The sequence below is a fragment of the Sphingobium sp. SA2 genome (assembly GCF_032227065.1).
GTDB lineage: Bacteria > Pseudomonadota > Alphaproteobacteria > Sphingomonadales > Sphingomonadaceae > Sphingobium.
In genome coordinates this window covers 2,436,325-2,461,296 of sequence record NZ_JAPMXX010000006.1, presented here as the reverse complement: position 1 = coordinate 2,461,296, position 24,972 = coordinate 2,436,325, and the positions used below count along the sequence as shown (strand labels likewise).

Here is a 24,972-nt window from a genome sequence, read left to right as displayed (position 1 = left end):
GACTACGCTCGAAGCGAACGAACATTGGGGGAAAGCCGAACGGATCACGCCCACTCCCCCCGATAATCATGATTCTCAGCGACCATGTCCTTGAGCGCCGTCGGGCCACCCTCCGGGCAACTCGTCTGGCGCTCGATCTGCGGGCCGATCTTGGGCTGGCCACCAGCGGCGAGCGTTTCCAGCACCACGCTCATGCTGTCATAGGTCAGGTCTTCGAAATTATCGTCGTTGATCTGGACCATCGGCGCATTGGCGCAGGCGCCCAGGCACTCGACTTCGGTCAGCGTGAACAGGCCGTCGGGCGTGGTCGCGCCCTTGACCAGACCCTTGTTCTTGCACGCCGCGAACACATCGTCGGAACCGCGCAACATGCAGGGCGTCGTGCCGCACACCTGCACATGATAGCGGCCGACGGGCGCCAAGTTGTACATGGTATAGAAGGTCGCGACTTCGTAGACGCGCATATAGGGCATATCGAGCTGGTCGCCGATAAACTCCATCACCGGCACGGGCAGCCAGCCTTGCGTCTGCGTCTCCGCGCCGACCTGCCGCTGGGCGAGATCGAGCAGCGGCATGACCGCTGATTGCTGGCGACCGGCGGGGTAGCGGGCGATGATCGTCTTCACCTGCTCGGCATTTTCCGCCGTCCACGCGAAATTGCCCCAGCGCGCGCGGGTTTCGGTTTCGTCGGGGATATGGGGTGCGTCAGCCATTAGTTCACCGTCATCCCAGCGAACGCTGGGATCTCGCTGCCTTGAGGAGCAGCGTCAAAGAAAAGAGGGATCCCAGCCTTCGCTGGGATGACGAGAATGGAATAACTCACCGGTCGCACTCCCCGAACACAATGTCCATCGCGCCCAAGACGGCGGTGGTGTCGGCGAGCATATGGCCCTTCATCATGAAGTCCATCGCCTGCAAATGCGAGAAAGCGGTCGGGCGGATCTTGCAGCGATAGGGTTTGTTGCTGCCGTCCGCGACCAGATAGACACCGAACTCGCCCTTGGGGCTTTCGGTCGCGACATAGACTTCACCCGCGGGCACATGGAAACCCTCGGTGTAGAGTTTGAAGTGATGGATCAGCGCTTCCATCGACCGCTTCATCTCGCCACGCTTGGGCGGCGAGACCTTGCGGTCGAAGCTGGCGATCGGGCCTTCGGGCATGTCGTTGAGGCACTGCTTCATGATGCGCGCGGACTGGCGGACCTCTTCGACGCGGACCATGAACCGGTCATAGCAGTCGAAATTGGTGCCGACGGGCACGTCGAAATCGACACGATCATAGACGTCATAGGGCTGTGACTTGCGGATGTCCCAGGGGATGCCGGAACCGCGAATCATGGGACCGGAAAAGCCCCATTTCAGCGCATCTTCCTTGCTCACCACGGCAATGTCGACATTGCGCTGCTTGAAGATGCGGTTGTCGGCGACCAGGCTGATCGCATCCTCGAACAGGCGCGGCAGGCGGGTGTCGAGCCAGTCGGCAATGTCGGTCAGCAGCTTGAGCGGCACATCCTGGTGCACGCCGCCGGGGCGGAAATAGGCGCTGTGCATCCGCGCGCCCGATGCGCGCTCAAAGAAGTTGAGGCAATCCTCGCGGATTTCGAACATCCACAGGTTCGGCGTCATCGCGCCGACATCCATGACGTGCGAGCCCAGGTTCAGCATATGATTGCAGATGCGGGTCAGTTCCGCGAAGAACACGCGCAGATATTGCGCGCGCAGCGGCACTTCCAGGTTCAGCAGCTTTTCGATCGCCAGCACATAGCTATGCTCCATGCCGAGCGGCGAGCAATAATCGAGCCGGTCGAAATAGGGCAAAGCCTGGAGATAGGTCTTATATTCGATCAGCTTTTCGGTGCCGCGATGCAGCAGGCCCACATGGGGGTCGCAGCGCTCGACGATCTCGCCTTCCAGTTCCATGACGAGGCGCAACACGCCATGCGCCGCGGGATGCTGCGGGCCGAAATTGATCGTGTAGTTCTGGATTTCGGTATCGCCGTAGGTCGGATCCGACGCATCGGTGCGATGCTCCAGTTCGTCGAGATAATCAGCCATGATACATCCCCGTCACCCCAGCGAACGCTGGGGTCTCACTGGCCTTTGGCGCAGCGCTCAAGAAAAGGGAGATCCCAGCCTTCGCTGGGATGACGACGGTGGTAGCGGCGCTCATGCCTTATCCTCCGGCTTGGCGACGCCTTCGCCTTCATCGGTGGCCGAAGCCGCCTTGGTCGGCGCATCGTCCGACTTGACTTGCGAGGCCTTGTTCGCCGCTTCGCCAGCGCCGGTGTCGGCCTTCTTCTCGGTCGTCTTGGGCGTCGATGCCGCAGGGTCTCCCTTGGGCGCAGCAGGCGGCGGCGGGGCAGCAGGTGCGGGCGTCGGCGCGCCGGAGGCCTGCGGCGCCTTTTCGTCGCCGGGCAATATATATTCCGCGCCTTCCCACGGCGACATGAAGTCGAAGCTGCGGAAATCCTGCGCCAGCTTCACCGGCTCATAGACGACGCGCTTATCCTCTTCGGAATAGCGCAGCTCCACATAGCCGGTCAGCGGAAAGTCCTTGCGCTGCGGATGGCCCTTGAACCCATAATCGGTAAGGATGCGGCGCAAGTCGGTATTGCCGTCGAACACGACGCCATACATGTCGAACACTTCGCGCTCCAACCAGCCGGCAACCGGCCAGAGGTGCGTGACGGTCGGCACCGGCATATCCTCGTCGGTCGTGACGGTAACCCGAAGCCGATGATTGCGCGTGACTGACAGCAGACAATAGACAATTTCAAAGCGCTCTGCACGATCGGGGTAATCCACGCCAGCAATTTCCATAAGTTGCTGATATTGCATGGAATCGCGCAAATAAGTAAGGCACGGAACTAATTCGTCACGCTCGACGGCAATCACGATTTCTCCATGCGAATCCCTGACACTCGCTTTCCATCGCGTGAGGAAAGTCAGAAATCCTTCAAGAGTGTACGCGGTGTAGCGTGGTGCGGAATGGCCCATTACAGACCTCCGTTCGTATCGAGCGCAGTCGAGATACGCTCGCACTGTGCCAGGAACAGGTTTCTCGACTTCGCTCGAAACGAACGGTGAAAAAGAGACGTCATGCCTGTCATTACCGTTCAATCGTCCCGATCCGGCGGATCTTCCGCTGCAACTGCATCACGCCATAGAGCAGCGCTTCGGCAGTCGGCGGGCAACCCGGTACATAGATGTCGACCGGCACGATCCGGTCGCACCCGCGCACTACAGAATAGCTGTAGTGATAATAGCCCCCACCATTGGCGCAGCTGCCCATGGAAATGACATATTTCGGTTCAGACATCTGATCGTAAACTTTGCGCAACGCGGGAGCCATCTTGTTGCACAGCGTTCCCGCGACGATCATCACGTCACTCTGACGCGGCGACGCGCGCGGCGCTGCACCGAAACGCTCCATGTCATAGCGTGGCATGTTGACGTGGATCATCTCGACCGCGCAGCAGGCGAGACCGAAGGTCATCCACCACAGCGAACCGGTGCGTGCCCAGGTGAACAGATCCTCCGTCGAGGTCACAAGGAAACCCTTGTCATTCACTTCGCTGTTGAGCGAGTTGAAGAAATCCTGATCGGGCTGAGTCCCGACGGGCGGCAAGGTGCCGGGCGCCGGGTTATAGAGTTCTACTCCCAATCGAGCGCTCCCTTCTTCCACGCATAGACGAGACCGAGCACCAGTTCCGCTATGAAAATCATCATCGTCGCCCAGCCGGCCCAGCCGATCTGGTCGAGGCTCACCGCCCAGGGAAACAGGAACGCCGCTTCAAGATCGAAGATGATGAAGAGGATCGCCACCAGATAGAAGCGCACGTCATATTGGCTGCGCGGCTCTTCGAAAGCGGGAAAGCCGCATTCATATTCGCTGAGCTTGGCCGGGTCCGGCTTATGCGCGCCGGTCAGGCGACCGACCAGCATCGGCAGGAAAACGAACGTGCCGGACAGCAGCAAAGCGATCCCCAAAAAGAGCAGGATCGGCAGATATTGGGCAAGATCGACCAATGGTATCCCCTGGGCGAAAAGGTTGTCGGGGCGCTTTAGGCCTGCTGCATATGCGAAGCAAGGGGCCAAGGCTGTGAGAATGAATCGCAAAAAGGCCAAGTGCTTGAAGCGCTTGGCCTAGCTGCACCTTAGCGCAGGGCGTTTGCCACCAACTTGTGCAATTTGCTGTGGATCGCGTCATTGCCCGCGATCACTTCGCGGCGCTCGATCATCTGCTCGCCACCGCGAAAATCGCTGACGAAACCGCCCGCTTCGCGCACCAGCAACATGCCGGCCGCGACGTCCCAAGGCTGCAGGCCGCTTTCCCAGAAACCGTCATAGCGACACGACGCCACATGGGCGAGATCAAGCGAGGCGGCCCCGAAACGGCGGATGCCAGCGATAGACGGCGCAACCGCGCCGAAGATCCGCACCCACTGCCCCATGTCGCCATGGCCCATGAAGGGGATGCCGGTCGCGATGACGCAATCGGCCAGATCACGGCGCGCCGAGACGCGCAGCCGCTGGTCATGGCGCCAGGCACCGCGATTCTTCTCCGCCCAATAGCTTTCGTCGGTGAAGGGCTGATAGATGAGGCCGGTCGTGATCTCGCGCTTGCCGCCGTAAAGCGGTTCCTCGACCGCGATCGAGATGGCGAAATGCGGGATGCCGTGCAGGAAATTGGTGGTGCCATCGAGCGGATCGATGATCCAGCGCGGCTTGGTCGGGTCGCCCTCGATCACGCCGCCTTCTTCGAGCAGGAAGCCCCAGTCGGGCCGGGCGCGCTGCAATTCCTCGACCAGCGTCTTTTCCGCTTGCTCGTCGGCCTTCGACACGAAGTCGGCCGGCCCCTTGCGGGACACCTGAAGATGCTCGACCTCGCCGAAGTCGCGCCGCAGCTTGCCGCCCGCCTTGCGCGCGGCGCGTTCCATGACGGTGAGAAGGCCTGAATGGGATGCCATTACTAACTCTCGATTGCTACTGAATGAGCCGAACACAAGCGCCATGACGCCATCGCCAAACTCAATTTTTTGCTAAAACTCGGACAACTGTAGGCACCGCCATCATTCCAAGAGGGCGTGGCACAATAGCCCATTTCCTCACCGATGCGGACCATGTCATCATGCGGCGCTAGATACCAGTCACCATCTTCCGGAAATGCCATCCATACATTTTGGGCAATGTATTTCTTGGCGATCATCCATCTTCCCTTCAACTGAATGGGAACGATAGATGCGCCATCATTTCGATACGCAATAAGATCGACACCACGATCATAGACTGGAAGATAAGCGTTGTATCCAAGGCGGATCAGCTCAGAAACAAGGAGGTTTCGATTGATAACCTCCTTCATCTGAGCCTGGAACCGCTTGTCGGTCATCAGTCCGCGCGCTTTACATATTCGCGCGCGCACACGTCGACGACGATGCGGGTGCCGCTGACGATATGCGGGGGGACCATGACGCGGACGCCATTGTCAAGGATCGCGGGCTTGTAGCTGGCCGAGGCGGTCTGCCCCTTGACCACAGCATCGGCTTCCACGACCGTCGCTTCGATCGTGTCGGGCAGTTGCACCGAAATCGGCCGCTCCTCATACATTTCCAGCGTCACTTCCATGCCGTCCTGCAGGAAGTCGGCAGCGTCGCCGAGGAGTTCCTTGGGCAGATTGATCTGCTCATAGGTCTCATTGTCCATGAAGACGAGCATGTCGCCTTCGGCATAGAGATATTGGAAATCCTTGGTATCCAGCCGGATACGCTCGACGCTTTCTGCGGAGCGGAAACGGACGTTGTTCTTGCGGCCGTCGATGAGGTTCTTCAACTCCACCTGCATATAGGCACCGCCCTTGCCGGGCTGGGTGTGCTGAATCTTGACAGCGCGCCACAGGCCGCCCTCATATTCGATATTATTGCCGGGACGAATGTCCACGCCGCTGATCTTCATGGGAAGAGCCTGCCTATATGTCCAAGAGTGAAAGAGCCGGCCTCGCGGGAGGCTGGGCGGCCGTTTACAGCGGGATGGTGCGAAGGGCAAGGGGGCGCGGGAAAGGTCAGGGCTCGGTCAGCAATGGATAGGGATTGATGGGGTCGCCGCCATGCCAGGGCGTGTCCGGGCTGGCGCGGTGGATGGCGAAATGGAGGTGCGGTGCGCCGGGGTCGGCATTGCCGGTGCTGCCCACGGTCGCGATCCGCTGGCCACGCCGCACCATCTGCCCTTCGCGCAGGCCCGGCGCATAGCGATCGAGATGCGCGTAGTAATATAGTATGCGTCCATCGGGCGCGCGCTGATAGACGGTGCGGCCGCCCTCTTCGCTCCAATGAATCTTGTCGATCCGGCCATCGGCAACAGCCAGCACCGCCCTGCCCCGCGCCGCCATGATGTCGATGGCGTCATGCGATCTTTCGCCCAAGGCACGAGCCTGAGTGAAGGTGTCGGTCAGCGCGGAGGCGGGCACGCCATCGACCGGTATCAGCAGCGCGCCCGATGCCGACTTGGCGGCAGGGGCTTTATCAGCGGGCAGCGGCGCATCGGCTGGGACGATCTGCACGCAATAGCGCGCGAAGGCAACGCACAGTGCGACCGCGCCTGCGCCCCATAGCCAGCGACGCCAGGGAAAGGTTGTCGGCATGGCCCTAAGCCTGGAACTTCGCCTTGGTCCCCGGCTTGACCATCTGCGCCAGTCGCGCGGCATCCCAGTTGGTCAAGCGGACGCAACCATGGCTTTCGGTCCGGCCGATCGTCTGCGGTTCGGGCGTGCCATGGATGCCGTAATGATCCTTCGACAGGTCGATCCACACGACACCGACCGGGCCGTTGGGGCCGGGCTTCAATACCGCCTTCTCGTCCGTCGCCCCGGCATCCCAGAAGAGTGCGGGGTTGTAATGATAGTCGGGATTGCGGGCGACGCCCTTGATCGTCCATTCGCCCAGCGGCAGCGGATCATGCTCTGACCCCATGGTGGCGGGGAACTGCGCGATCAGGCGATTGCCGGCGTCATAGACTTTGAGCAGCCCCTCGGACTTGTCGACGACCAGATGATCGGCCTGCGGCTGGTCCTTCGCGACGCCAAGGCTGGCGAGCGTCGCGCCCCAGCCGCGCTCATCACCCTCGATCTGCGCAACCGGCTGATTCTCGATCGCGGGCACGCGGATGGTGGTCCCCGCCCCGACCTTCGTGCCCGGCGCATTGATCGACACGAGAAATTCCGGCGTAGTGTGGAAACGCTCGGCGAGCTTTTCGAGCAAATTGCGATAGGTCAGCGCCGGAAGCCCTGCTTTTTCGTTCATCCCCTTGGGCATGTCGAAAAAGGGACCGCGCGCGAAGTCGGCCGGGATGCGCACCAGCCAGGTGGTCGGCCGCGCTTCGCCTTCCAGCAGCGCGATCGCGGTTTTCTGGTCATAGTCGCCGGTTACGGGTAGTTTGTTCGCCTCTTGAAAACCGCGCACCGCAGCCTTGAACGACATGCCATCCTTGCCATCCAGTACGCCGGGCGAGAACCCCCAGCGGTCGAGTTGAACCTGCGCCTGGAAAATGCGGTCGGCCTGCCAAGCATTCTGCTCCCTTACGACCTGAAAATCATAGGCTTCGTTAGCAGCAGCCGGTGCAGCGACAGTGCCATTGACCGGTGCGGCGGCGTCGGCCGCTGGCGCGCTGTCATTGGCATCGGTGACGGACACATTGCACGCACTGCACAACAGCGCGGAGAGCAAAAGCATATGGCGAGGCAACAGGCGGTGGTGGTTCAAGGCAATTCTCTCCCGGACTATGGGCGAGAAACGCATGATCGCGCGGAAAGCTGCGTTGGGCGTGGATTTGGACCGACGTGGCTCAACGCGGCGGCGGGGGCTTGCTCGCCAGCACCTCGGCGAACGCGGCGACGCCCGCCTTCGGGCCTTCGGGATGATCCCATACCGCGCTGCTGACGGCCAGAAAATCCGCGCCCGCCATCACCAGCGGCCCCGCATTGTCGGCGGTCACGCCGCCGATCGCGACGCAGGGCAGTTCGAACAAAGTCGTCCACCAGCCCAGGATCGAGGGTTCGGCACGATGCTGCGTTTCCTTGGTCGTGGTCGGAAAGAACGCGCCAAAGGCGACATAGTCGGCCCCCGCCTCGCCCGCTTCCATCGCCAGGTGACGGCTGTCATGACAGGTCACGCCGATCTGGACATTGGGGCCGAGTTGCTTGCGCGCATCGCGCGGGTCGCCATCTTCCTGGCCCAGATGCACGCCGTCTGCGCCCAGCCGCTTGGCGAGGCCAATGCTATCGTTGACGATGAAGGCCACCTCATGCTCGGCGCAGATCGCCTGCAACGGCGGCGCGAGCGCGGCGATGGCATGATCATCCAGCCCCTTGAGCCGCAGTTGGAACGCAGCAACCTTCCCGCCTTCCAACGCTTGCGCCAGGCGCGGCGCAAAATCCGCGTCGATCGCGGGCGGCGAAATCAGGTAAAGTTGGCAGGCGGGGCGAAAGCCCGTCTGGAACTGATCGGCAAAATGCGGATCGAGCGCCAGTTCTTCATCGGTAAAATCGGTCATGGCCGATGCCCTAACCGATCCCGCCGATCCGGGGAAGGGGTGCCGGGCAGGCGCGAAGCCCGCCCGGCCGATCCAACTCAGGCCGTAACCGGCGTCTTGGTAACCGATGCGCCGTGGATTTCGTCGATCGCTTCGCCGAGCGCGGCGTTAAACTCGTCATCGCTCATCTGGTGGCGCAGGTCGTTGAGCAGCGCGCGGCTGAAGCTGGCGATGATGCCGCGATTCTTGGCCAGTTCGACGCAGGCTTCGGGACGGGCAAAGCCACCCGACAGCGCGACAACGCGCAGCACGCGGGGATGATCGACCAGCGGATCGAACAGACCGGCCTTGGTCGGCAGCGACAGCTTGAGCATCACCTGCTGGTCGTCCGGCAGCGCGTCGAGCGCCTTGACCAGTTCGTCGAGCAGGATCGCGTCGGCTTCGGCGCGTTCGGGCGACTTGATGTTCACTTCCGGCTCGATGATCGGCATCAGCCCGGCGGCCAAGACTTGCTGCCCGGTTTCGAACTGCTGCTTGACGACGGCGGCGATGCCTTCGCGGTTGGCGAGGTTGACGACCGAACGCTCCTTGGTGCCGAACACGCCCAGCGCCTTGGCGCGGTGCAGCAGGACATCGAGATCGGGGTTCGGCTTCATCAACTGGACGCCATTGGCTTCGTCCTCCAGCCCCTTGTCGATCTTGATGAAGGGCACCACGCCCTTGTCGATCAACGCCTGCGGGGTCGGCTTGCCATCGACAGTCCCGTCCATGGTGCGCTCGAACAGGATCGCGCCCAGCACCTTGTCGCCGGTGAATACGGGCGAGGTGATGATGCGGCTGCGCATCGCGTGGATCAGGCCGAACATCTCCTCATCATTGGCCCAGGCACCCTCTTCGATGCCATAGCCCTTGAGCGCCTTGGGCGTCGATCCGCCGCTCTGGTCGAGCGCGGCGATGAAGCCCTCCCCGTCGGCGATCTTCTGCTTCATGGTCTGATCCAGCATCTGCACATACCTTCTTCATGATAGAGGCCCCGCCCCCTCGGCGGCACCTGGTCAATTGTCGGTCAGCGCTGCCTCTCCCTGGAAGCGCGGACCAGTGCCTAACCGTCAGGCCGTCAGCGCCTTGACGCCGGGCAAGTCCTTGCCTTCCATCCATTCCAGGAACGCGCCGCCCGCCGTCGAAACGAAGGTGAAGTCGGCGGCTGCGCCAGCATGGTTGAGCGCGGCCACGGTATCGCCGCCGCCCGCGACCGACGTCAACTGGCCTTCCTTGGTCAGTGCCGCCGCCGTGCGCGCCAGCGCGACCGTCGCGGTGTCGAACGGCGCGATCTCGAACGCGCCCAGCGGCCCGTTCCACACCAAGGTCCGGCAATTCTTCAGCACATCGGCCAGCGCCTCCACAGCGGCCGGGCCGACGTCGAGGATCATCTCGTCCTCAGCGACTTCATGCACGTTGCACGTCCGCACCGATGGCGGGTTGGCGGCAAATTCCTTGGCCACCACCACATCATAGGGCAGATGAATGGTGCAACCGGCCGCTTCCGCCTTGTCGAAAATGGCCTCCGCCGTGTCGGCCAGATCCTTCTCGCACAGCGACTTGCCGACATCGACCCCGCGCGCGTGCAGGAAAGTATTGGCCATGCCGCCGCCGATGATCAGATGATCGACCTTGGTGACGAGATGGTTCAGCACATCGAGCTTGGTCGAGACTTTCGCCCCGCCCACGACCGCTGCGACCGGCTTGACCGGGGTGCCGAGCGCCGCCTGCAGCGCATCCAGCTCGCGCTCCATCGCGCGTCCGGCAAAAGCGGGCAGCTTGTGGGCGATGCCCTCGGTCGAGGCATGGGCGCGGTGCGCGGCGGAGAAGGCGTCGTTGACATACATGTCCGCAATCGCCGCCATCGCGTCGGCCAGCGCGGGGTCGTTGCTTTCTTCGCCCGCATGGAAACGGGTGTTCTCCAGGATCGCAATGTCGCCGGGGCGCATCACCGCAATGCCATCAACCGCCGCCTGACCGGCGCAATCGGGAATGAACTGCACTTCGCGGCCCAGAACCTGGGAGAGCGGCCGGGTGATCTTCGACAGCGAAAATTCGGGGTTCTTCTGGCCCTTGGGACGGCCGAAATGAGCGAGGATCAGCACCTTCGCGCCGCGATCGGCCAATTCCAGCACGGTCGGCATGGCCGAGCGCAGGCGGGTATCGTCGCTGACCGACCCTTCGTGCATCGGCACGTTGAGATCTTCGCGCACCAGCACGGCCTTGCCGCTGATGTCGCCCATATCGTCGAGTGTCTTGAACGGCTTGGTCATGTTGGCTTCCTGATGCATCCGTCATCCCAGCGAAAGCTGGGATCACTCTTCCTGTATCGCCGAAGAGAAGAAAAGCGGGATCCCGGCGTTCGCCGGGATGACGAAAAGGGGGCAAGTCACCCTGCCCCCTTTAGTATCTTACAGGAACTTCGCCACCACGCCGCTGGTGTCGATCATGCGGTTGGAGAAGCCCCATTCATTGTCGTACCAGCTCAGCACCCGGACCAGCGTGCCGTCGATGACCGCCGTTTCCAGGCTGTCCACGGTCGAGCTGCGCGGATCGCCATTATAGTCGATCGAGACCAGAGGCTCGTCCGAATAGCCCAGCACGCCCTTGAGCGGCCCTGCTTCCGAAGCGGCCTTGAGCAGCGCGTTGACTTCCTCGACGCTGGTCGCGCGCTTGGCGTCGAACTTCAAGTCCACCACCGACACGTTCGGAGTCGGCACGCGAACCGACGAGCCATCCAGCTTGCCCTTCAGCTCCGGCATCACCTCGCCCACGGCACGGGCAGCGCCCGTGGTGGTCGGGATCATCGACAGGGCGGCGGCGCGGGCGCGGCGCATATCCTTGTGGATCTGGTCCAGCGTATTCTGATCGTTGGTATAGCTGTGGATCGTCGTCATGAAACCGCGCTCGATGCCGATCGCATCGTGCAGCACCTTGGCGAGCGGGGCCAGGCAGTTGGTGGTGCAGCTGGCGTTCGAAATCACGATATCGTCGGCGGTCAGCGCATCATGGTTGACGCCAAACACGATCGTCTTGTCCACGCCCGTGGCAGGCGCGGAGATGATGACGCGCTTGGCACCGGCGGTCAGGTGGGCGCTGGCCTTGCCCTTGTCGGCGAAAATGCCAGTGCATTCGAGCGCGATTTCGACGCCCTGCGCCGCGTGGGGCAGATTGGCGGGGTCGCGCTCGGCGGTCACGGCAATGCGCTTGCCGTCGATGACCAGGAAATCGCCATCGACGCTGACGTCACCCTTCCAATTGCCATGCACCGAGTCGCGCTTGAACAGCAGGGCGTTCGCCTTGGCATCGCCCAGATCGTTGATGCTGACCAGTTCCAGGTCATGGTCGGTGCGCGAGAGGATGGCGCGCGCCACCAGGCGGCCGATACGTCCGAAACCGTTAATTGCTACCTTCGTTGCCACTGCACTAGCCTCCCTTAAGCTGTTGATTGTCGATCAGTTGTCGAGCGCGGCCACGATCTGCGGCGCGATCTTCACGGCGGTCAGGCCGAAATGGTCGTAAAGCGCTTCGGCCGGCGCGGACGCCCCGAAGCTGTCGATACCAAAGCGCAGGCCACCGATGCCGGTATGCCGTTCCCAGCCGAAGGTCGTCCCCGCCTCGATCGACACGCGCAGCACATCATAGGGCAGCACGTCATCCTTGTAGGATTGCGGCTGCGCCTCGAAATGCGCCCAGCTCGGCATCGACACGACATCGGCGCCGATGCCCTGCTCTTCCAGCAGCTTGGCGGTGTCGACCGCGATCTCGACTTCCGACCCGGTGGCCATGATGACCACCCGGCGATCGCCCGTCGCGGCGCGCAGGCGATAGGCACCCTTGGCGCACAGATTCTCGCTCTTCTCGGTGCGCAACTGCGGCAGGTTCTGGCGGGTCAGCGCCAGCACCGATGGGCCGGTCGCGTCTTTGAGCGCCAGTTCCCAACATTCCGCCGTCTCGACAATGTCGGCCGGGCGATAGACGTCCAGGTTCGGGATCATGCGCAGCGACATGACATGCTCGATCGGCTGATGGGTCGGACCATCTTCGCCCAGGCCAATGCTGTCATGGGTCAGCACATGGATGACCCGCTGCTGCTGCAACGCGGCGAGGCGGATGCCACCGCGCATATAGTCGGAAAAGACGAGGAAGGTGCCGCCATAAGGGATCACGCCGCCATGCAGCGCCATGCCGTTCATCGCGCAGGCCATGCCGAACTCACGGATGCCATAATAGACATAGCGACCCGCATAATCATCCTTGGTCAGCGGGCCGGTCGACTTGGTCTTGGTATTGTTGGAGCCGGTGAGATCCGCCGAACCACCCAGCGTTTCGGGCAACAGGTCGTTGATCGCGCCCAGCGCCAATTCGCTCGCCTTGCGCGTGGCGACCTTCTGCGGCGCGGCGATCAGGCTGTCGATATAGGCGTCGAGCGAGAAATCGGCGGGCAGGTCGCCGCCCATGCGACGGGCAAATTCGCCGCCCTTCTCGTCACTTGCAAGCCGTGCTTCCCATGCGGTGCGCGCCTCGCCGCCCTTGGCGCCGATCGCCTTCCAGGCAGCGGCAATGTCTTCGGGGATCACGAACGGCTCGGCGGTCCAGCCGAGAAATTCGCGCGTGGCCGCGACTTCGTCCGTGCCCAGCGCGGAACCATGTACGCCCGACGTGCCCGCCTTGTTGGGCGAACCATAGCCGATCTTGGTCGCACAGGCGACGAGCGAGGGACGCGGATCGGCGATCGCTTCGGCCAGCGCGCGCCGCACATCGGCGACGTCATGGCCATCGCACGACACGACATGCCAGCCGGTAGCGACGTAGCGCGCGCGCACATCTTCGCTGCTCGACAGGTCCACCGCGCCGTCGATCGTGATCTTGTTATCGTCCCACAACACGATCAGGCGACCGAGGTTCAGGTGCCCGGCCAGGCCGATCGCCTCATGGTTGATACCTTCCATCAGGCAGCCGTCGCCCGCAATCACCCAGGTCCGGTGATCGACCAGATCGTCGCCGAACTGCGCGTTCAGGTGCCGCTCGGCAATCGCCATGCCGACAGCGGTGGCAAGGCCGGAGCCGAGCGGGCCAGTGGTCGCTTCCACGCCCGCCAGCTCGAAATTCTCAGGATGGCCAGCGCAAGGGCTGTGCAACTGGCGAAAATTGGCGATGTCCTCGATCGTCGGCCGCGCATAGCCGGTCAGGTGCAGCAGGCTGTAGATCAGCATCGAGCCATGGCCGGCCGACAGGACGAACCGGTCGCGGTCGGCCCATTTGGGCTGGGTGGGATCGAATTTCAGATAATCGCTGAACAACACCGTCGCGACATCGGCCATCCCCATCGGCATCCCCGGATGACCGCTATTGGCGGCCTGCACCGCGTCCATGGAAAGCGCGCGAATGGCGTTGGCGAGCGACTTATCAGTGACGGTCATTATGGGCGGGCGTCTTTCCTGAACGAATAGGGCGGATCGTTTGCGGGCGGGCGAACGAGTCGAGATCGCGCTTCCTTTGTCGCGTCAAGCCCCATGCGTCAACCATAGCGGGGCGCAATGCCCGTCGCTTAGGCCCAAAGACCGCTTTTGTAGGCGCGCGAATCGGGCTATGCTTGGGCCATGGCAAGCGAGCGCATGATGCTGGCGATCGGCACGCTGGAGCGGGCGATCGGTCGGCTGGAACAGGATGTGACCCATTTCGTCGCGGCCATCCCGCCCCCTGCGCCGCCGGACGCACCCCAGATCGACCTGCCCGCCGCCCGCGAAGCCCTGCGCTCGCTCGATCAGTTGATCGATGACCTGAAAGCCAAGGCCCATGGCTGAAACCACGCTGCACATTGCCGGGCGGCACTATGACATACGCTGCCGCGATGGCGAGGAAGCGCATCTGGCGCAGCTTGCGGCGATGATCGATGGCAAGGCCCGCGCCGCGCAACAGGGCATGCCGGGCATGACCGAAGTGCGCAACCTGCTCTTCGCCGCGCTCTTCCTGGCCGACGAGGTGACCGACCTGCGTCGCGAGGTTGCGGGGCGGCAGGAGAGACTGGCGCTGGAAACGCAGGATGACGATGCGGCGCACGCGGTCGAGGCACTGGCGGCCCGGATAGAAAAGCTGCGCGAGAGACTTGCCGCGCCGCACGCGGACGCCTAGATTGGGGATGACGGGTACTGCCTGGTACGAGCTTTAGCGAACATCCCTGAGGCGATAAGCACATCCTAGGGGGCTGTCCCTGGGCGGGTTCCGGCCCGATCTACATGGTCCCCACCTGACGTTGAGGCGTCAGAGGATCTTCCAGCACACGGCCAAGGTGGTCCCGTCACCCCTGCCAAATGCGCTTAATGATTTGGTGATGATGCCCCTGACCTATTCGATACACGCCCATCCTCCCCTGGAAGGGGAGGTGGCAGGGCGAAGCCCTGACGGAGGGGTGTCACCCTATCGAGGGGGTGACACCCCTCCGGCTGGCCTACGGCCATCCACCTCCCCCACAGGGGGAGGATCGTTTGACGCACGGGAACACCGCAATGACCAGGCAGACATTTGAGTGAATAGCGACAGCGCCGACAAAGCCGACCTGCGCGTCCTCGCGCGCGATCAGCGGCGTGCCTTCGTCGCTACGCTCGATCCGTTGGCGCATCGGCTGGCGTTCAAGGTGCTGCCTTCCCCGCTCGCCCGGCGTCTGGCCGAGGCCCGCACCGTGGCGCTCTATATGGGGCTGGACGACGAAGCCCCGGCGCAGCGGCTGGCCGCGCCCTTGATCGCCATGGGCAAGCGGGTGGCGCTGCCGCGCGTGCTGGACCGGCTGGGGTCGATGGATTTCCTGCCCTGGACGCCGGACGCTCCACTCGTCCCCGGTCCCTTCCGCACCAGCCATCCCGAACCCGGCGATGGTCCCGTGACGCCCGACGCGATCATCGCGCCGCTGGTAGGGTTCGACCGCGCGCTCAACCGGTTGGGCCAGGGCGGCGGCTATTATGATCGCGCCTTCGCCCGCTTTCCCGACGCGCTGCGCATCGGCCTTGCCTGGTCGGCGCAGGAACTGGACGATGTGCCCGCCGACCCGTGGGACTTGCCGCTCGACATCATCCTGACCGAGGCGGAACTGATCGAAGGACCGGACGCATGACCATCGACCCGCGCCATTATCATCAGCCAAGCTGGCGCAAGCCGGTGGGGATGTTCATCATCTTGGCGCTGATCCTGGGCTGGGCCATATTGGTCGGCAGCCTGTCCGGGCCAATCGGCACCTTGGCGATGTGGCTTCAGGTGCCGGTCTATATCATCCTCGGCCTTATCTGGATTTGGATCCTGCCGCTCAAGCGCCTGCTCGCCTGGATGGAAACGGGGCGCTGGCGTCGCGGATAAGCGGTGACAAGGCGTCTTTTTGCCGTTACCTCTTATCCGTTGAGTAACCGTAACGGATAGTCCCGTCACCGGGATTGTGAACGGCTGCCGACGACGGGAGGCGAGCCATGTCCATGTGCCGGCCATCAGCCCTGCAAGCGCGCGCCAATCGTTGCGCGCCCACGCCCCTGTCGAACCCTATCCTGACGTTGCCGGGCGGTGCCACCCCGCCACGGCGCGGTTGCAGGCCGGTGGCGGATGCACATGCTGACAGGAGGATGCGATGGTTCCCTTGAGCAAACGGCTCTTCGCCGAAACATTCGGCACATTCTGGCTCGTCTTCGGCGGATGCGGCAGCGCCGTGCTGGCGGCGGGCTTTCCCGACGTCGGGATCGGCCTGCTGGGCGTCAGCCTGGCCTTTGGCCTGACCGTCCTGACCATGGCCTATTCGGTCGGTCATATTTCGGGCTGCCATCTCAATCCGGCGGTCACGCTCGGGCTGTGGGCGGGCGGGCGCTTCCCCGTGCGCGACATCGCACCCTATATCGTCGCGCAACTGGTCGGCGCGGTGATCGCGGCGGCGGTGCTGCTCTATATTGCGAGCGGCCAGCCGGGCTATGCCCTGACAGGCACCGGCTTGGCGGTAAATGGCTATGATGCCCAATCGCCCGGTGGCTATGCGCTGTCGGCCGGGTTGCTGATCGAAATCCTGCTAACCTTCGGCCTCCTGATGGTCATCCTGGGATCGACCGACAGCCGTGCGCCCGCAGGATTTGCGCCGATCGCGATCGGGCTGGCGCTGACGCTCATTCATCTGATCAGCATTCCGGTGACCAACACATCGGTCAATCCGGCGCGCAGCACGGGTCCGGCCCTGCTGGTCGGCGGGCTGGCGGTGCAGCAATTATGGCTGTTCTGGCTGGCACCGATGATCGGCGCGCTGATAGCAGGCGGCACCTATCGCTGGCTCGCTCAAGCCCCGCTGGCTCCCGACATCGTGGGCGATAATCTGTAGATTTTGAGAGAAGGGTCGGCGCCTGGTGCGTCGGCCCGATCCTCTGCGCGGTTTGCGCCACTTGCTGCATACAGCAGGCAAGTGGCGCGAGTGACGGGGCTCGAACCCGCGACCTCCGGCGTGACAGGCCGGCACTCTAACCAACTGAGCTACACCCGCGCAGGGTGACATCTATTTCCACACCAAGTCCGCCAGACGATGCTGATCCGGGAACCTTTCCACCTTCCGGTCAAGGAAAGTGGCGCGAGTGACGGGGCTCGAACCCGCGACCTCCGGCGTGACAGGCCGGCACTCTAACCAACTGAGCTACACCCGCGTTCGGTGTGGAAGCGCCGTCTATGGGCGCGCGCCAAAACTGTCAACCGTCCGTTTCGGCTGTTTTGCCATTCTCGTCATTTTCTTTGCGCGGCGCGACCGTCAGCGTCCCCTGCTCGAACAGGAAACCGGCAATATCGGGCGTCCCCGCCGCCTGTACGACGGTCTGGAGGATGATCAGCAGCGGCACGCCCAGTAACGCGCCGGGCGTGCCCCACACCCAACCCCAAAAGGCCAGCGACACCAGGATCAGCAACGGATTCATCGTCAACCGCCGCCCCAGCACGGTCGGCGTCACCACATTGGCCTCGACCATGTGGAAACCGACCTGCAAGGCCGCAGGCAGCAACGCCACCCAAATATCGTCGAACACCATCAGGCCGCCCAGCCCCAGCAGCACGGCCGCGAGCATCGGCCCGAAATAGGGAATGAAGTTCAACAACGCGACGATGCCACCCCACATCCAGGGCGACGGCATCCCGATCAGCCACAGCGAAACGGCGACCGCCAGCCCCAGCCCCAGATTGATCGTCGCGATGGTGATGACATAGGCCGACGTCGCATCGACCACATTCTGGATCACCCGCGCGACCGCCAGCGCGCCGTCGAAACTGTCGCGGCTGTTGATCGTGCGGCGGCGCAGGCGGGTCCATCCGGCGAGGAAGAAATAGATGATGAGCAGCGCGAACACCATCTGCACGATGGCGGACGGCGCGGAGGCGGCCGCGAACTGCAACAGCGAGCGCGGCGTGTCGATCGCCGCGGTCTGCGCGGCCGCCACCGGCCCGGTGGCCAGCATCCGCACCGTTTCATCCACGAACCGCTGCAGGTTAGCGTAGAAGTCGATCAGCGGCGCGAGATTGGCCTGAATCTGCGGCAATCGTTCGGGCAGGATGCGGAACCAGTCGGTCGCCGGCACGATGATCAGCACCAGCGCGGTGTTGGCGACCAGCAGGAAACCGATCAACGCCAGCAACGCCGCCAGCCCCGATGGCAGGCGACGCCGCTCCATCCATTCGAGCAACGGCACCAGCGCGATCGCGATCACCAGCGCGGCAGTCAGCGGCAGGAAAAACTCCGCCCCCGCCCGCAACGCAAAGGGGAGCGCGATGATGAGGCCGATGCCCGCCGTCAGCGCGATCGACGCCAGCAGCCGGTCGCGCCTGCGGTTGATTTCCTGTTGTTCGCCGACTGTCACTTTTGTCCGATTCGCCAATAGTTTCGCCCAGATGTGCGCTGCCCGTCACGGGCCGTCAATTTGCAAAGCGATGCGCGCGCCCACGCCGCAAATTCAGCCTCTTAACCAAATATTGGGCCGCAGGGTCTATGTCCGCTATCGGGGATGCGACAACGGGGTTCGGCATGAAGACAGCCACAGGATCAGCGCTGGGCGCGCTGGCGATCATCATCGGCGCGCAGGCGGCGCAGGCGCAGCCCGCCGTGCGCGTCGATACGCAGATGTTCGTCGAGCGCGTCAGCACCGACGTCAACGGCCGCACCCGGCGCGTGCTGGCCAGCGCGAACCGCGTCGCACCGGGCGACCAGATGATCGTCATGGTCCACTGGCGCAACCAGGGCGGCGAACCGCTGCGCGACTATGCACTGGTGCGGCCACTGCCCAAGGGCGTGGAACTCGATCCCTCCGACCCCGCCCTGCAAGTCTCCGTCGATGGCGGCGTGCGATGGGGCCGCATGGCGCAACTCTGGCTGCCGACGCCGCTCGGCGGCGTGCGCCGCGCCGTCCCGGCCGATATCACCCATGTCCGCTGGACATTGCCTGACGGTGTCCCGCCGGGCCAGGCCGGACGGCTCAGCTATCGCGCGACGATACGGTGAATGGAACAAGGGTAGCGACAAGCACGCTTGAGCAGGGCGACGCCACGGTCTAGGGCCGTCGGCTCGACCGGAGACCCCTGCAATGTCCAAAGACGCCGAGCGCGCCTATCTCGCTAATCTGGGGGAAGGCGGTGCCGATCATTCGCTGAACAAGCCCTTTTCCGATCCGCAATGCGGCATCCAACTGGCGTCGATCGGCTTCATCATCAGCCTGCTGCCGCCTGCCCCGGCCGCCGTGCTGGACCTGGGCTGCGGCGGCGGCTGGACCAGCCAGTTCCTCGCCCGCGCGGGCTATAGCGTGACCGGGCAAGACATCGCGCCCGACATGATCGCGCTGGCGCAGGAGAATGCCCGGATCAACGGCGTTGGCGACCGCACGACTTTTATATGCAGCGACTTCGAAGCGCTAGACCTGGACGGCCAATTCGACGCCGCGCTCTTTTTCGACGCGCTCCATCATGCCGATGACGAAGCACTGGCGATCCGCAGCGCCTATCGCGCGTTGAAGCCGGGGGGGATGCTGATCACCCATGAACCGGGCGAAGGCCATAGCCAGTCGCCCGAATCGATCGAGGCGATGGCGAAGTTCGGCGTCGCCGAACGCGACATGCCGCCCCACCTCATCATCGCGCGCGGCCGCAAGGCAGGCTTTACCAGCCATCGCGTGCTGCCGATCCCGGCGCTGCTCCACAGCACCTTCTATCAGGAACGCGACTATTCGGGCCGCTGGCTCAGCAAGCGGCGCTGGAAGATGATGCAGCGCGCGGTGCGGATGCTGTTCAGCCCGGATGTGAAACAGGGTGCCATCGTCGTCCTGACGAAATAGGCACCCTGCCCCTCGATCAATCCACGAACAGGAAAGCGGGCGCTTCCAGCAGCTTGCGCACCGCCTGGACGAAGCTCGCCGCGTCGAAACCGTCGACCACGCGATGATCGCAACTGATCGACAGGTTCATCAGCTTCGCCGCGACGATCTCCTTACCCCGGAACATCGGCCGTTCGATCACGCGGTTGGGACCGATGATCGCGACTTCGGGCCGGTTGATGACCGGCGTGGTGGCAATGCCACCCAACGGCCCCAACGAGGTCAGCGTCAGCGTGGAGCCGGACAATTCCTCCGATTTCGCCTTGCCGGTGCGCGCGGCGTCGGCAAGGCGGCGGATTTCCGTCGCAAGCTGCCACACATTGCGGTTCTGCGCATCGCGGATCACCGGCACCATCAACCCCGCATCGGTTTGCGTCGCGAGGCCCAGATGCACCGCGCCATGGCGCGTCACCACACCCGCTTCGTCATCATAACGGGCATTGAGCATCGGAAAATCGGGCAGCGCCTTGCACAAAGCGACGATCAGCAGCGGCAACATGGTCAGCTTGGGCCGATCCCCCCGCCCCTCGTTCAACTGCGCCCGCAACTCTTCCAGCGCGGTCACGTCGATTTCTTCGACATAGGTGAAGTGGGGAATATGGCGCTTGGACGCCGCCATATTCTCGGCGATGCGGCGACGCATACCAATCACCTTGATCTGCTCGTCCGGCCGCGTGGCCGAACGCCCCGCCGGGCGATAGCCCTGCCCTTCGCCATAGAGCAGGAACGCATCGAGATCGGCATGACGAACATGCTCGCCGCTCGCCTTCACCTGCGCCAGGTCGATGCCCAAATCCTTCGCGCGGGCACGCACGGCAGGGGAGGCGAGGATGGGCGAGGCGTGCGACTCCACGGAACTTACAGGTCCGTTCGGGCTGAGCTTGTCGAAGCCCTGCCCTTCTTCCTTGGCGATTGGCGCGGAAGAAAAGGTCGGCCCTTCGACAGGCTCAGGGCGAACGGATTGAGAGGGTGTCGGGTCGATGACCGCTTCACCCGGAACCTCCGCCTCAATCGCCTCGACCGAAGGCGGCGGCGGCGCAGCTACCTCGTCGCCCTCGACCTCAATCTCCACCAGCATCGCGCCGATGGGAATCTGGTCGCCCGGTTCGCCCGCCAGGCGGACGACGATGCCCGCCACCGGGCTTTCCATCTCGACCGTCGCCTTGTCGGTCATCATGTCGGCGATCGGCTGGTCTTCCTCGACCCGATCCCCGACCGCGACATGCCAGCCGACAATCTCGGCTTCCGAAATGCCTTCGCCGATATCCGGCAGCTTGAATGTAAAAAGGGCCATAAAAAGCTCCGTTCGTGTCGAGCAAAGTCGAGACACTTGACTTGAAACTGCGCTTCCGTTCCTCGACTTCGCTCGAAACGAACGGAAGCTGGGTGAAGGCTTAGTCCTTCATGATCTTGGCAATGGCTTCGCGGATACGCACCGGGCCAGGGAAATAGGCCCATTCCAGACTGTGCGGATAGGGCGTGTCGAAACCGGTGACGCGCTCGATCGGCGCTTCGAGATGATAGAAGCAACGCTCCTGCACCTGGGCCAGCAATTCCGCGCCAAAGCCGCTGGTCCGCGTCGCTTCATGGACGATCAGGCAGCGGCCCGTCTTCTTCACCGACGCCTCGATCGTGTCGATGTCGAGCGGGATCAGGCTGCGCAGATCGACAATGTCCGCGTCGATGCCCATCGCCTTGACCGTATCTTCGACCACATGGACCATCGTGCCATAGCAGAGGATGGTCAGAGCCTCGCCCGGCCGCACGATGCGCGCCGTGCCCAGCGGAATGCGATAATAGCCGGTCGGCACCTGCGCATCTGCATGCCCGGCCCAGCTTTTGGCCGGCGTATCATAATGGCCATCGAACGGGCCGTTATAGATGCGCTTGGGCTCGAAGAAGAGCGTCGGATCATTATCCTCGATCGCCGCGATCAACAGCCCCTTGGCGTCATAGGGGGTGGACGGGATCACCGTCTTGATCCCCGAACAATGGGTGAAGATGCCTTCGGGGCTTTGGCTGTGCGTCTGCCCGCCGAAAATGCCGCCGCCAAAGGGCGACCGCACCGTCATCGGCGCGGTGAACTCCCCCGCCGACCGATAGCGCAACCGTGCCGCTTCCGACACCAGCTGGTCGAGCGCGGGATAGATATAGTCGGCAAACTGGATCTCCGGCACCGGCCGCAGGCCATAAGCGCCCATGCCCACCGCTACGCCGATGATCCCGCATTCGGTGATCGGCGTGTCGAACACGCGGTTCTTGCCATATTTATCCTGCAAGCCCGCGGTCGCGCGAAAAACCCCGCCGAAAAAGCCGACATCCTCGCCCATCACCACAACGGTCGGGTCGCGTTCCATCATCACGTCCATGGCGCTGTTGATCGCCTGGATCATGGTCATTTGTTGTATATCTGATGTGTCAGTCATGGGCGTTCCTTCCCTCTCCCTTGAGGGAGAGGGTTGCGCAGACTTGGCGGCTCTGCCGCCTAGTCGAAGCTGGGAGAGGGTGAACGGCGGCGATGAAAGGCGAAAGCAGAGCCCCCTCTCCAACCTTCGCTAGGCGGCAAGCCGCCAAGCTACGATATCCTCTCCCCGCCGGGGAGAGGGGAAGATGATGCCCCATCACAACCCCGCCGCCTTCCACTCATCCAGCATCTGTTGCTGCTGTTCCTTCAAATGCCGGGGCATGTCCTCGAACACATCTTCGAACATCGATTCCATCGGGTGATGATGCAGACCGTGGCCAAGGATGCCGTTCTTCTCCGCCTCGCGCGCGGCGTCGCGGACATATTCGGCCAGTTCCTTGTCCATCGCGGCGTGCCGCTCTTCGTCCCAGATGCCAAGGCCAATGCAATGCTGCTTCAACCGCGCGATCGGGTCGCCCAGCGGCCACAGGCTGCTTTCCTCGGCGGAACGATAAGCGGTCGGATCATCCGACGTGCTATGCCCTTCGACGCGATAGGTGAAATGTTCGATCAGCGTCGGCCCGGCATTGGCGCGCGCCCGGTCGGCGGCCCAGCGGGTGGCGGCATAGGCCGCCAGCACATCATTACCATCGACCCGCAGGCCGGCAATGCCATAGCCGATCGCGCGCGCCGCGAAGGTCGTCGACTCCGCGCCCGCAAAACCTGAAAAACTGCTGATAGCCCACTGATTATTAACGACATTCAGGATCACGGGCGCGCGATAGACGCTGGCGAAGGTGCAGGCCGAATGGAAATCGCCCTCCGCCGTCGATCCCTCGCCGCACCAGGTCGCCGCGATGCGCGTGTCGCCCCGCGCCGCGCTCGCCATCGCCCAGCCGACAGCCTGCGGATATTGCGTGGTCAGATTGCCGGAGATGGAGAAGAAGCCCGCCTCGCGCGCCGAATACATGATCGGCAGTTGGCGGCCCTTCAGCCGATCGCCCTTGTTGGAATAAATCTGGTTCATCATGTCGATGATGGGCCAGTCGCGCGCGATCAATATGCCCTGCTGGCGATAGCTTGGAAAACACATGTCGTCGCGCGACAGCGCCAAGGCCGCGCCGATCGACACGGCTTCCTCGCCGGTCGACTTCATGTAGAAGCTGGTCTTGCCCTGCCGCTGGGCGCGGAACATGCGCGCGTCGAACGCGCGGGTCAGCGCCATCGCGCGCAACATCCGCAGCAGCGTTTCGGGTGGCAGCTTGGGGTTCCACGCGCCCACGGCCGCGCCCTCTTCGTCCAACACGCGCACCAGGCCATAGGCCATGTCGCGCATGGTCGCGGGCTGCGCCGCCTCGTCCGGGCGGGGCGCGGCGTCGGCGGCGGGGATGTCGAAATGGGTGAAGTCGGCGCTCTCGCCCGGCCGGGCTGGCGGCTCTGGCACATGCAGGCGCAACGGGGGCAGATTGCGCCCCGGTTCGCCTTGCGCGGCTCCGATATCATGCGGATCGGTCATCCTGCCTCCTATGCTGCGTTGCAATAATATTGCTTGGCTTGGATATTAAATTACAACGCCGAGAAAGGCAAGCCTCCCTTACCCAATTTTCTCAAACCTATGTCCGCCTCGCTGTCCGCTTCACACGGCGACGGGCGCGGAAATGTGGGATTGCGGCGCATAATCGACCACCTCAAAATCCTCGATGGCATAATCGAAAATGGATGAAGGCCGGTTTTTGATCCGCAGTTTCGGCGCACCCGCCGGAATGCGACTCATCTGTTCCTCCACCAGTGCGGCATGGTTGAGGTAGAGATGCACATCGCCCCCCTGCCAGACCACCTCGCCCGGCTCCAGATCGCATTGCTGCGCCAGCATCCGGGTGATCATCGACAGGCCGAAAATGTTGAAGGCAAAGCCCAGGCCCAGGTCGCAACTGCGCTGGAACAACAGGCCGTTGAGCTTCCCGTTCGACACCTGGAACTGATAGGTCATGTGGCAGGGCGGCAGCGCCATCTGCGCCACTTCGGCGACATTCCAACCCGTAAACAGCAAGCGGCGCGACCCCGGCGTCGCCCGGATCGCCTCTACCAGCGCGGCAATCTGGTTGTGCCCCTTCTCCGCCCGACGATACAGCCCCTCGCCCGCCGGTTCGTAGCGCGGCCAGTTCACCCATTGCGCGCCATAGACCGGCCCCAAATCGCCCCACTCCAGCGCAAAGCCCTCATCCGCGATGATCCGCGCCTCGAACGCATCCCGGTCGATCGTCTCGCCCGTCGCCTTGCGATAGGCGTCGAGCGGCCAGTCAGTCCAGATATGCACCCCCTGCCGCACCAGTTCGCGGATATTGGTGTCGCCGGTCAGGAACCACAGCATCTCGCGTGCCGCCGCCTTCCAATAGACCCGCTTGGTGGTGAGCAGCGGCAACGCATCGTCGGCCAGGGAAAAGCGCATCGTCGCCCCCAGGATCGACCGGGTGCCGACCCCGGTACGGTCGATCCGCTCGTCGCCATGCCGCCAGATATACCGCATCAGGTCGAGATATTGCTGCTCATAATGGGGCGTGTCGGGCAAGGTGCTGGTCCTGTCGGAATCGAATCTGTGATCCACAGGCTTTAGCGCATCGGGGCATCGCTCCGCCCCGTAAAAAA

At 63.4% G+C, this 24,972-nt stretch carries 27 protein-coding genes and 2 tRNA genes; 7 read left to right on the top strand and 22 right to left on the bottom strand.

Going from position 1 to position 24,972, the window contains the following annotated elements; all coding sequences use genetic code 11:
* Positions 1-44: 44 nt before the first annotated feature.
* The 15 genes from OVY48_RS19620 to tkt all read right to left on the bottom strand — a co-directional run bounded on the left by OVY48_RS19620 (position 45) and on the right by tkt (position 13,985).
* Positions 45-713 (bottom strand): NAD(P)H-dependent oxidoreductase subunit E, encoded by a 669-nt coding sequence (locus tag OVY48_RS19620; RefSeq protein WP_313924125.1) that lies wholly within the window; start codon positions 711-713, stop codon positions 45-47.
* Between the two features lie 106 nt (positions 714-819).
* Positions 820-2,055: an NADH-quinone oxidoreductase subunit D gene (locus OVY48_RS19615; protein WP_037473953.1), complete on the bottom strand. Its 1,236-nt coding sequence runs from the start codon at positions 2,053-2,055 to the stop codon at positions 820-822.
* A gap of 111 nt (positions 2,056-2,166) precedes the next feature.
* Positions 2,167-2,997 (bottom strand): NADH-quinone oxidoreductase subunit C, encoded by an 831-nt coding sequence (locus OVY48_RS19610; RefSeq protein ID WP_313924853.1) that lies wholly within the window; start codon positions 2,995-2,997, stop codon positions 2,167-2,169.
* 112 nt (positions 2,998-3,109) lie between these two features.
* Positions 3,110-3,664: a NuoB/complex I 20 kDa subunit family protein gene (locus tag OVY48_RS19605; RefSeq protein ID WP_037473949.1), complete on the bottom strand. Its 555-nt coding sequence runs from the start codon at positions 3,662-3,664 to the stop codon at positions 3,110-3,112.
* Positions 3,655-4,029, bottom strand: a complete 375-nt coding sequence (gene ndhC / locus OVY48_RS19600; RefSeq protein WP_037473947.1) for an NADH-quinone oxidoreductase subunit A — start codon at positions 4,027-4,029, stop codon at positions 3,655-3,657. The genes OVY48_RS19605 and ndhC overlap by 10 nt, the downstream gene beginning before the upstream one ends.
* 128 nt (positions 4,030-4,157) lie before the next feature.
* Positions 4,158-4,970 carry an inositol monophosphatase family protein gene (locus OVY48_RS19595; protein ID WP_313924123.1) on the bottom strand — a complete coding sequence of 271 codons (813 nt, stop codon included), beginning with the start codon at positions 4,968-4,970 and terminating at the stop codon, positions 4,158-4,160.
* Between the two features lie 2 nt (positions 4,971-4,972).
* Entirely contained in the window at positions 4,973-5,389 is a 417-nt protein-coding gene (locus OVY48_RS19590) for a hypothetical protein (protein WP_313924122.1), read from the bottom strand.
* Positions 5,389-5,952 carry an elongation factor P gene (gene efp / locus OVY48_RS19585; protein ID WP_313924121.1) on the bottom strand — a complete coding sequence of 188 codons (564 nt, stop codon included), beginning with the start codon at positions 5,950-5,952 and terminating at the stop codon, positions 5,389-5,391. The genes OVY48_RS19590 and efp overlap by 1 nt, the downstream gene beginning before the upstream one ends.
* Positions 5,953-6,058: 106 nt before the next feature.
* Positions 6,059-6,637, bottom strand: coding sequence for a M23 family metallopeptidase (locus tag OVY48_RS19580; RefSeq protein WP_313924120.1), 579 nt, complete (start codon positions 6,635-6,637; stop codon positions 6,059-6,061).
* 4 nt (positions 6,638-6,641) lie between these two features.
* Positions 6,642-7,724, bottom strand: coding sequence for a L,D-transpeptidase family protein (locus tag OVY48_RS19575; protein WP_313924852.1), 1,083 nt, complete (start codon positions 7,722-7,724; stop codon positions 6,642-6,644).
* Positions 7,725-7,836: 112 nt separating this feature from the next.
* Complete coding sequence (gene thiE, locus OVY48_RS19570; RefSeq protein ID WP_313924119.1) at positions 7,837-8,544, bottom strand: thiamine phosphate synthase; 708 nt, start codon at positions 8,542-8,544, stop codon at positions 7,837-7,839.
* 77 nt (positions 8,545-8,621) lie between these two features.
* The gene (locus OVY48_RS19565; RefSeq protein ID WP_313924118.1) at positions 8,622-9,527 is read right to left on the bottom strand and encodes a fructose bisphosphate aldolase; all 906 of its coding nucleotides are present in this window, start codon (positions 9,525-9,527) and stop codon (positions 8,622-8,624) included.
* A gap of 105 nt (positions 9,528-9,632) precedes the next feature.
* Entirely contained in the window at positions 9,633-10,835 is a 1,203-nt protein-coding gene (locus OVY48_RS19560) for a phosphoglycerate kinase (RefSeq protein ID WP_313924117.1), read from the bottom strand.
* Between the two features lie 138 nt (positions 10,836-10,973).
* Positions 10,974-11,984, bottom strand: a complete 1,011-nt coding sequence (gene gap, locus OVY48_RS19555; RefSeq protein WP_037473927.1) for a type I glyceraldehyde-3-phosphate dehydrogenase — start codon at positions 11,982-11,984, stop codon at positions 10,974-10,976.
* A gap of 33 nt (positions 11,985-12,017) precedes the next feature.
* Complete coding sequence (gene tkt, locus OVY48_RS19550; RefSeq protein ID WP_313924116.1) at positions 12,018-13,985, bottom strand: transketolase; 1,968 nt, start codon at positions 13,983-13,985, stop codon at positions 12,018-12,020.
* Positions 13,986-14,165: 180 nt separating this feature from the next.
* Here tkt and OVY48_RS19545 point away from each other — a divergent pair, with 180 nt between their 5' ends.
* The 5 genes from OVY48_RS19545 (at position 14,166) to aqpZ (ending at position 16,906) form a co-directional block, all read left to right on the top strand.
* Positions 14,166-14,369, top strand: coding sequence for a hypothetical protein (locus OVY48_RS19545; protein WP_237236431.1), 204 nt, complete (start codon positions 14,166-14,168; stop codon positions 14,367-14,369).
* A complete protein-coding gene (locus tag OVY48_RS19540; RefSeq protein WP_313924113.1) occupies positions 14,362-14,697 on the top strand; it encodes a cell division protein ZapA in 336 nt (111 codons plus the stop codon). Before OVY48_RS19545 ends, OVY48_RS19540 begins: the two co-directional genes overlap by 8 nt.
* Before the next feature lie 394 nt (positions 14,698-15,091).
* Positions 15,092-15,673: a 5-formyltetrahydrofolate cyclo-ligase gene (locus OVY48_RS19535; RefSeq protein ID WP_313924111.1), complete on the top strand. Its 582-nt coding sequence runs from the start codon at positions 15,092-15,094 to the stop codon at positions 15,671-15,673.
* Entirely contained in the window at positions 15,670-15,912 is a 243-nt protein-coding gene (locus tag OVY48_RS19530) for a DUF2842 domain-containing protein (RefSeq protein ID WP_313924110.1), read from the top strand. The genes OVY48_RS19535 and OVY48_RS19530 overlap by 4 nt, the downstream gene beginning before the upstream one ends.
* 262 nt (positions 15,913-16,174) lie before the next feature.
* Positions 16,175-16,906: an aquaporin Z gene (gene aqpZ, locus OVY48_RS19525; protein WP_313924109.1), complete on the top strand. Its 732-nt coding sequence runs from the start codon at positions 16,175-16,177 to the stop codon at positions 16,904-16,906.
* Between the two features lie 82 nt (positions 16,907-16,988).
* On the opposite strand, the gene OVY48_RS19520 is transcribed toward aqpZ, so the two are convergent.
* The 3 genes from OVY48_RS19520 to OVY48_RS19510 form a co-directional block, all read right to left on the bottom strand.
* Positions 16,989-17,065, bottom strand: a tRNA-Asp gene (locus OVY48_RS19520).
* Positions 17,066-17,145: 80 nt separating this feature from the next.
* Positions 17,146-17,222: transfer RNA gene (locus tag OVY48_RS19515), tRNA-Asp, on the bottom strand.
* Between the two features lie 42 nt (positions 17,223-17,264).
* The gene (locus tag OVY48_RS19510) at positions 17,265-18,419 is read right to left on the bottom strand and encodes an AI-2E family transporter (RefSeq protein ID WP_313924107.1); all 1,155 of its coding nucleotides are present in this window, start codon (positions 18,417-18,419) and stop codon (positions 17,265-17,267) included.
* Positions 18,420-18,583: 164 nt separating this feature from the next.
* Here OVY48_RS19510 and OVY48_RS19505 point away from each other — a divergent pair, with 164 nt between their 5' ends.
* Positions 18,584-19,057 carry a hypothetical protein gene (locus OVY48_RS19505; RefSeq protein ID WP_313924106.1) on the top strand — a complete coding sequence of 158 codons (474 nt, stop codon included), beginning with the start codon at positions 18,584-18,586 and terminating at the stop codon, positions 19,055-19,057.
* A gap of 82 nt (positions 19,058-19,139) precedes the next feature.
* The gene (locus OVY48_RS19500) at positions 19,140-19,883 is read left to right on the top strand and encodes a methyltransferase domain-containing protein (protein WP_313924105.1); all 744 of its coding nucleotides are present in this window, start codon (positions 19,140-19,142) and stop codon (positions 19,881-19,883) included.
* 16 nt (positions 19,884-19,899) lie between these two features.
* On the opposite strand, the gene OVY48_RS19495 is transcribed toward OVY48_RS19500, so the two are convergent.
* The 4 genes from OVY48_RS19495 to thyA form a co-directional block, all read right to left on the bottom strand.
* Positions 19,900-21,216, bottom strand: coding sequence for a dihydrolipoamide acetyltransferase family protein (locus OVY48_RS19495; RefSeq protein ID WP_313924104.1), 1,317 nt, complete (start codon positions 21,214-21,216; stop codon positions 19,900-19,902).
* Positions 21,217-21,316: 100 nt separating this feature from the next.
* Positions 21,317-22,321 (bottom strand): alpha-ketoacid dehydrogenase subunit beta, encoded by a 1,005-nt coding sequence (locus OVY48_RS19490; protein ID WP_313924851.1) that lies wholly within the window; start codon positions 22,319-22,321, stop codon positions 21,317-21,319.
* Positions 22,322-22,543: 222 nt separating this feature from the next.
* Positions 22,544-23,842 (bottom strand): 3-methyl-2-oxobutanoate dehydrogenase (2-methylpropanoyl-transferring) subunit alpha, encoded by a 1,299-nt coding sequence (locus OVY48_RS19485; RefSeq protein ID WP_313924103.1) that lies wholly within the window; start codon positions 23,840-23,842, stop codon positions 22,544-22,546.
* A gap of 120 nt (positions 23,843-23,962) precedes the next feature.
* Positions 23,963-24,895 (bottom strand): thymidylate synthase, encoded by a 933-nt coding sequence (gene thyA, locus OVY48_RS19480; RefSeq protein ID WP_313924101.1) that lies wholly within the window; start codon positions 24,893-24,895, stop codon positions 23,963-23,965.
* Between the last annotated feature and the right edge of the window lie 77 nt (positions 24,896-24,972).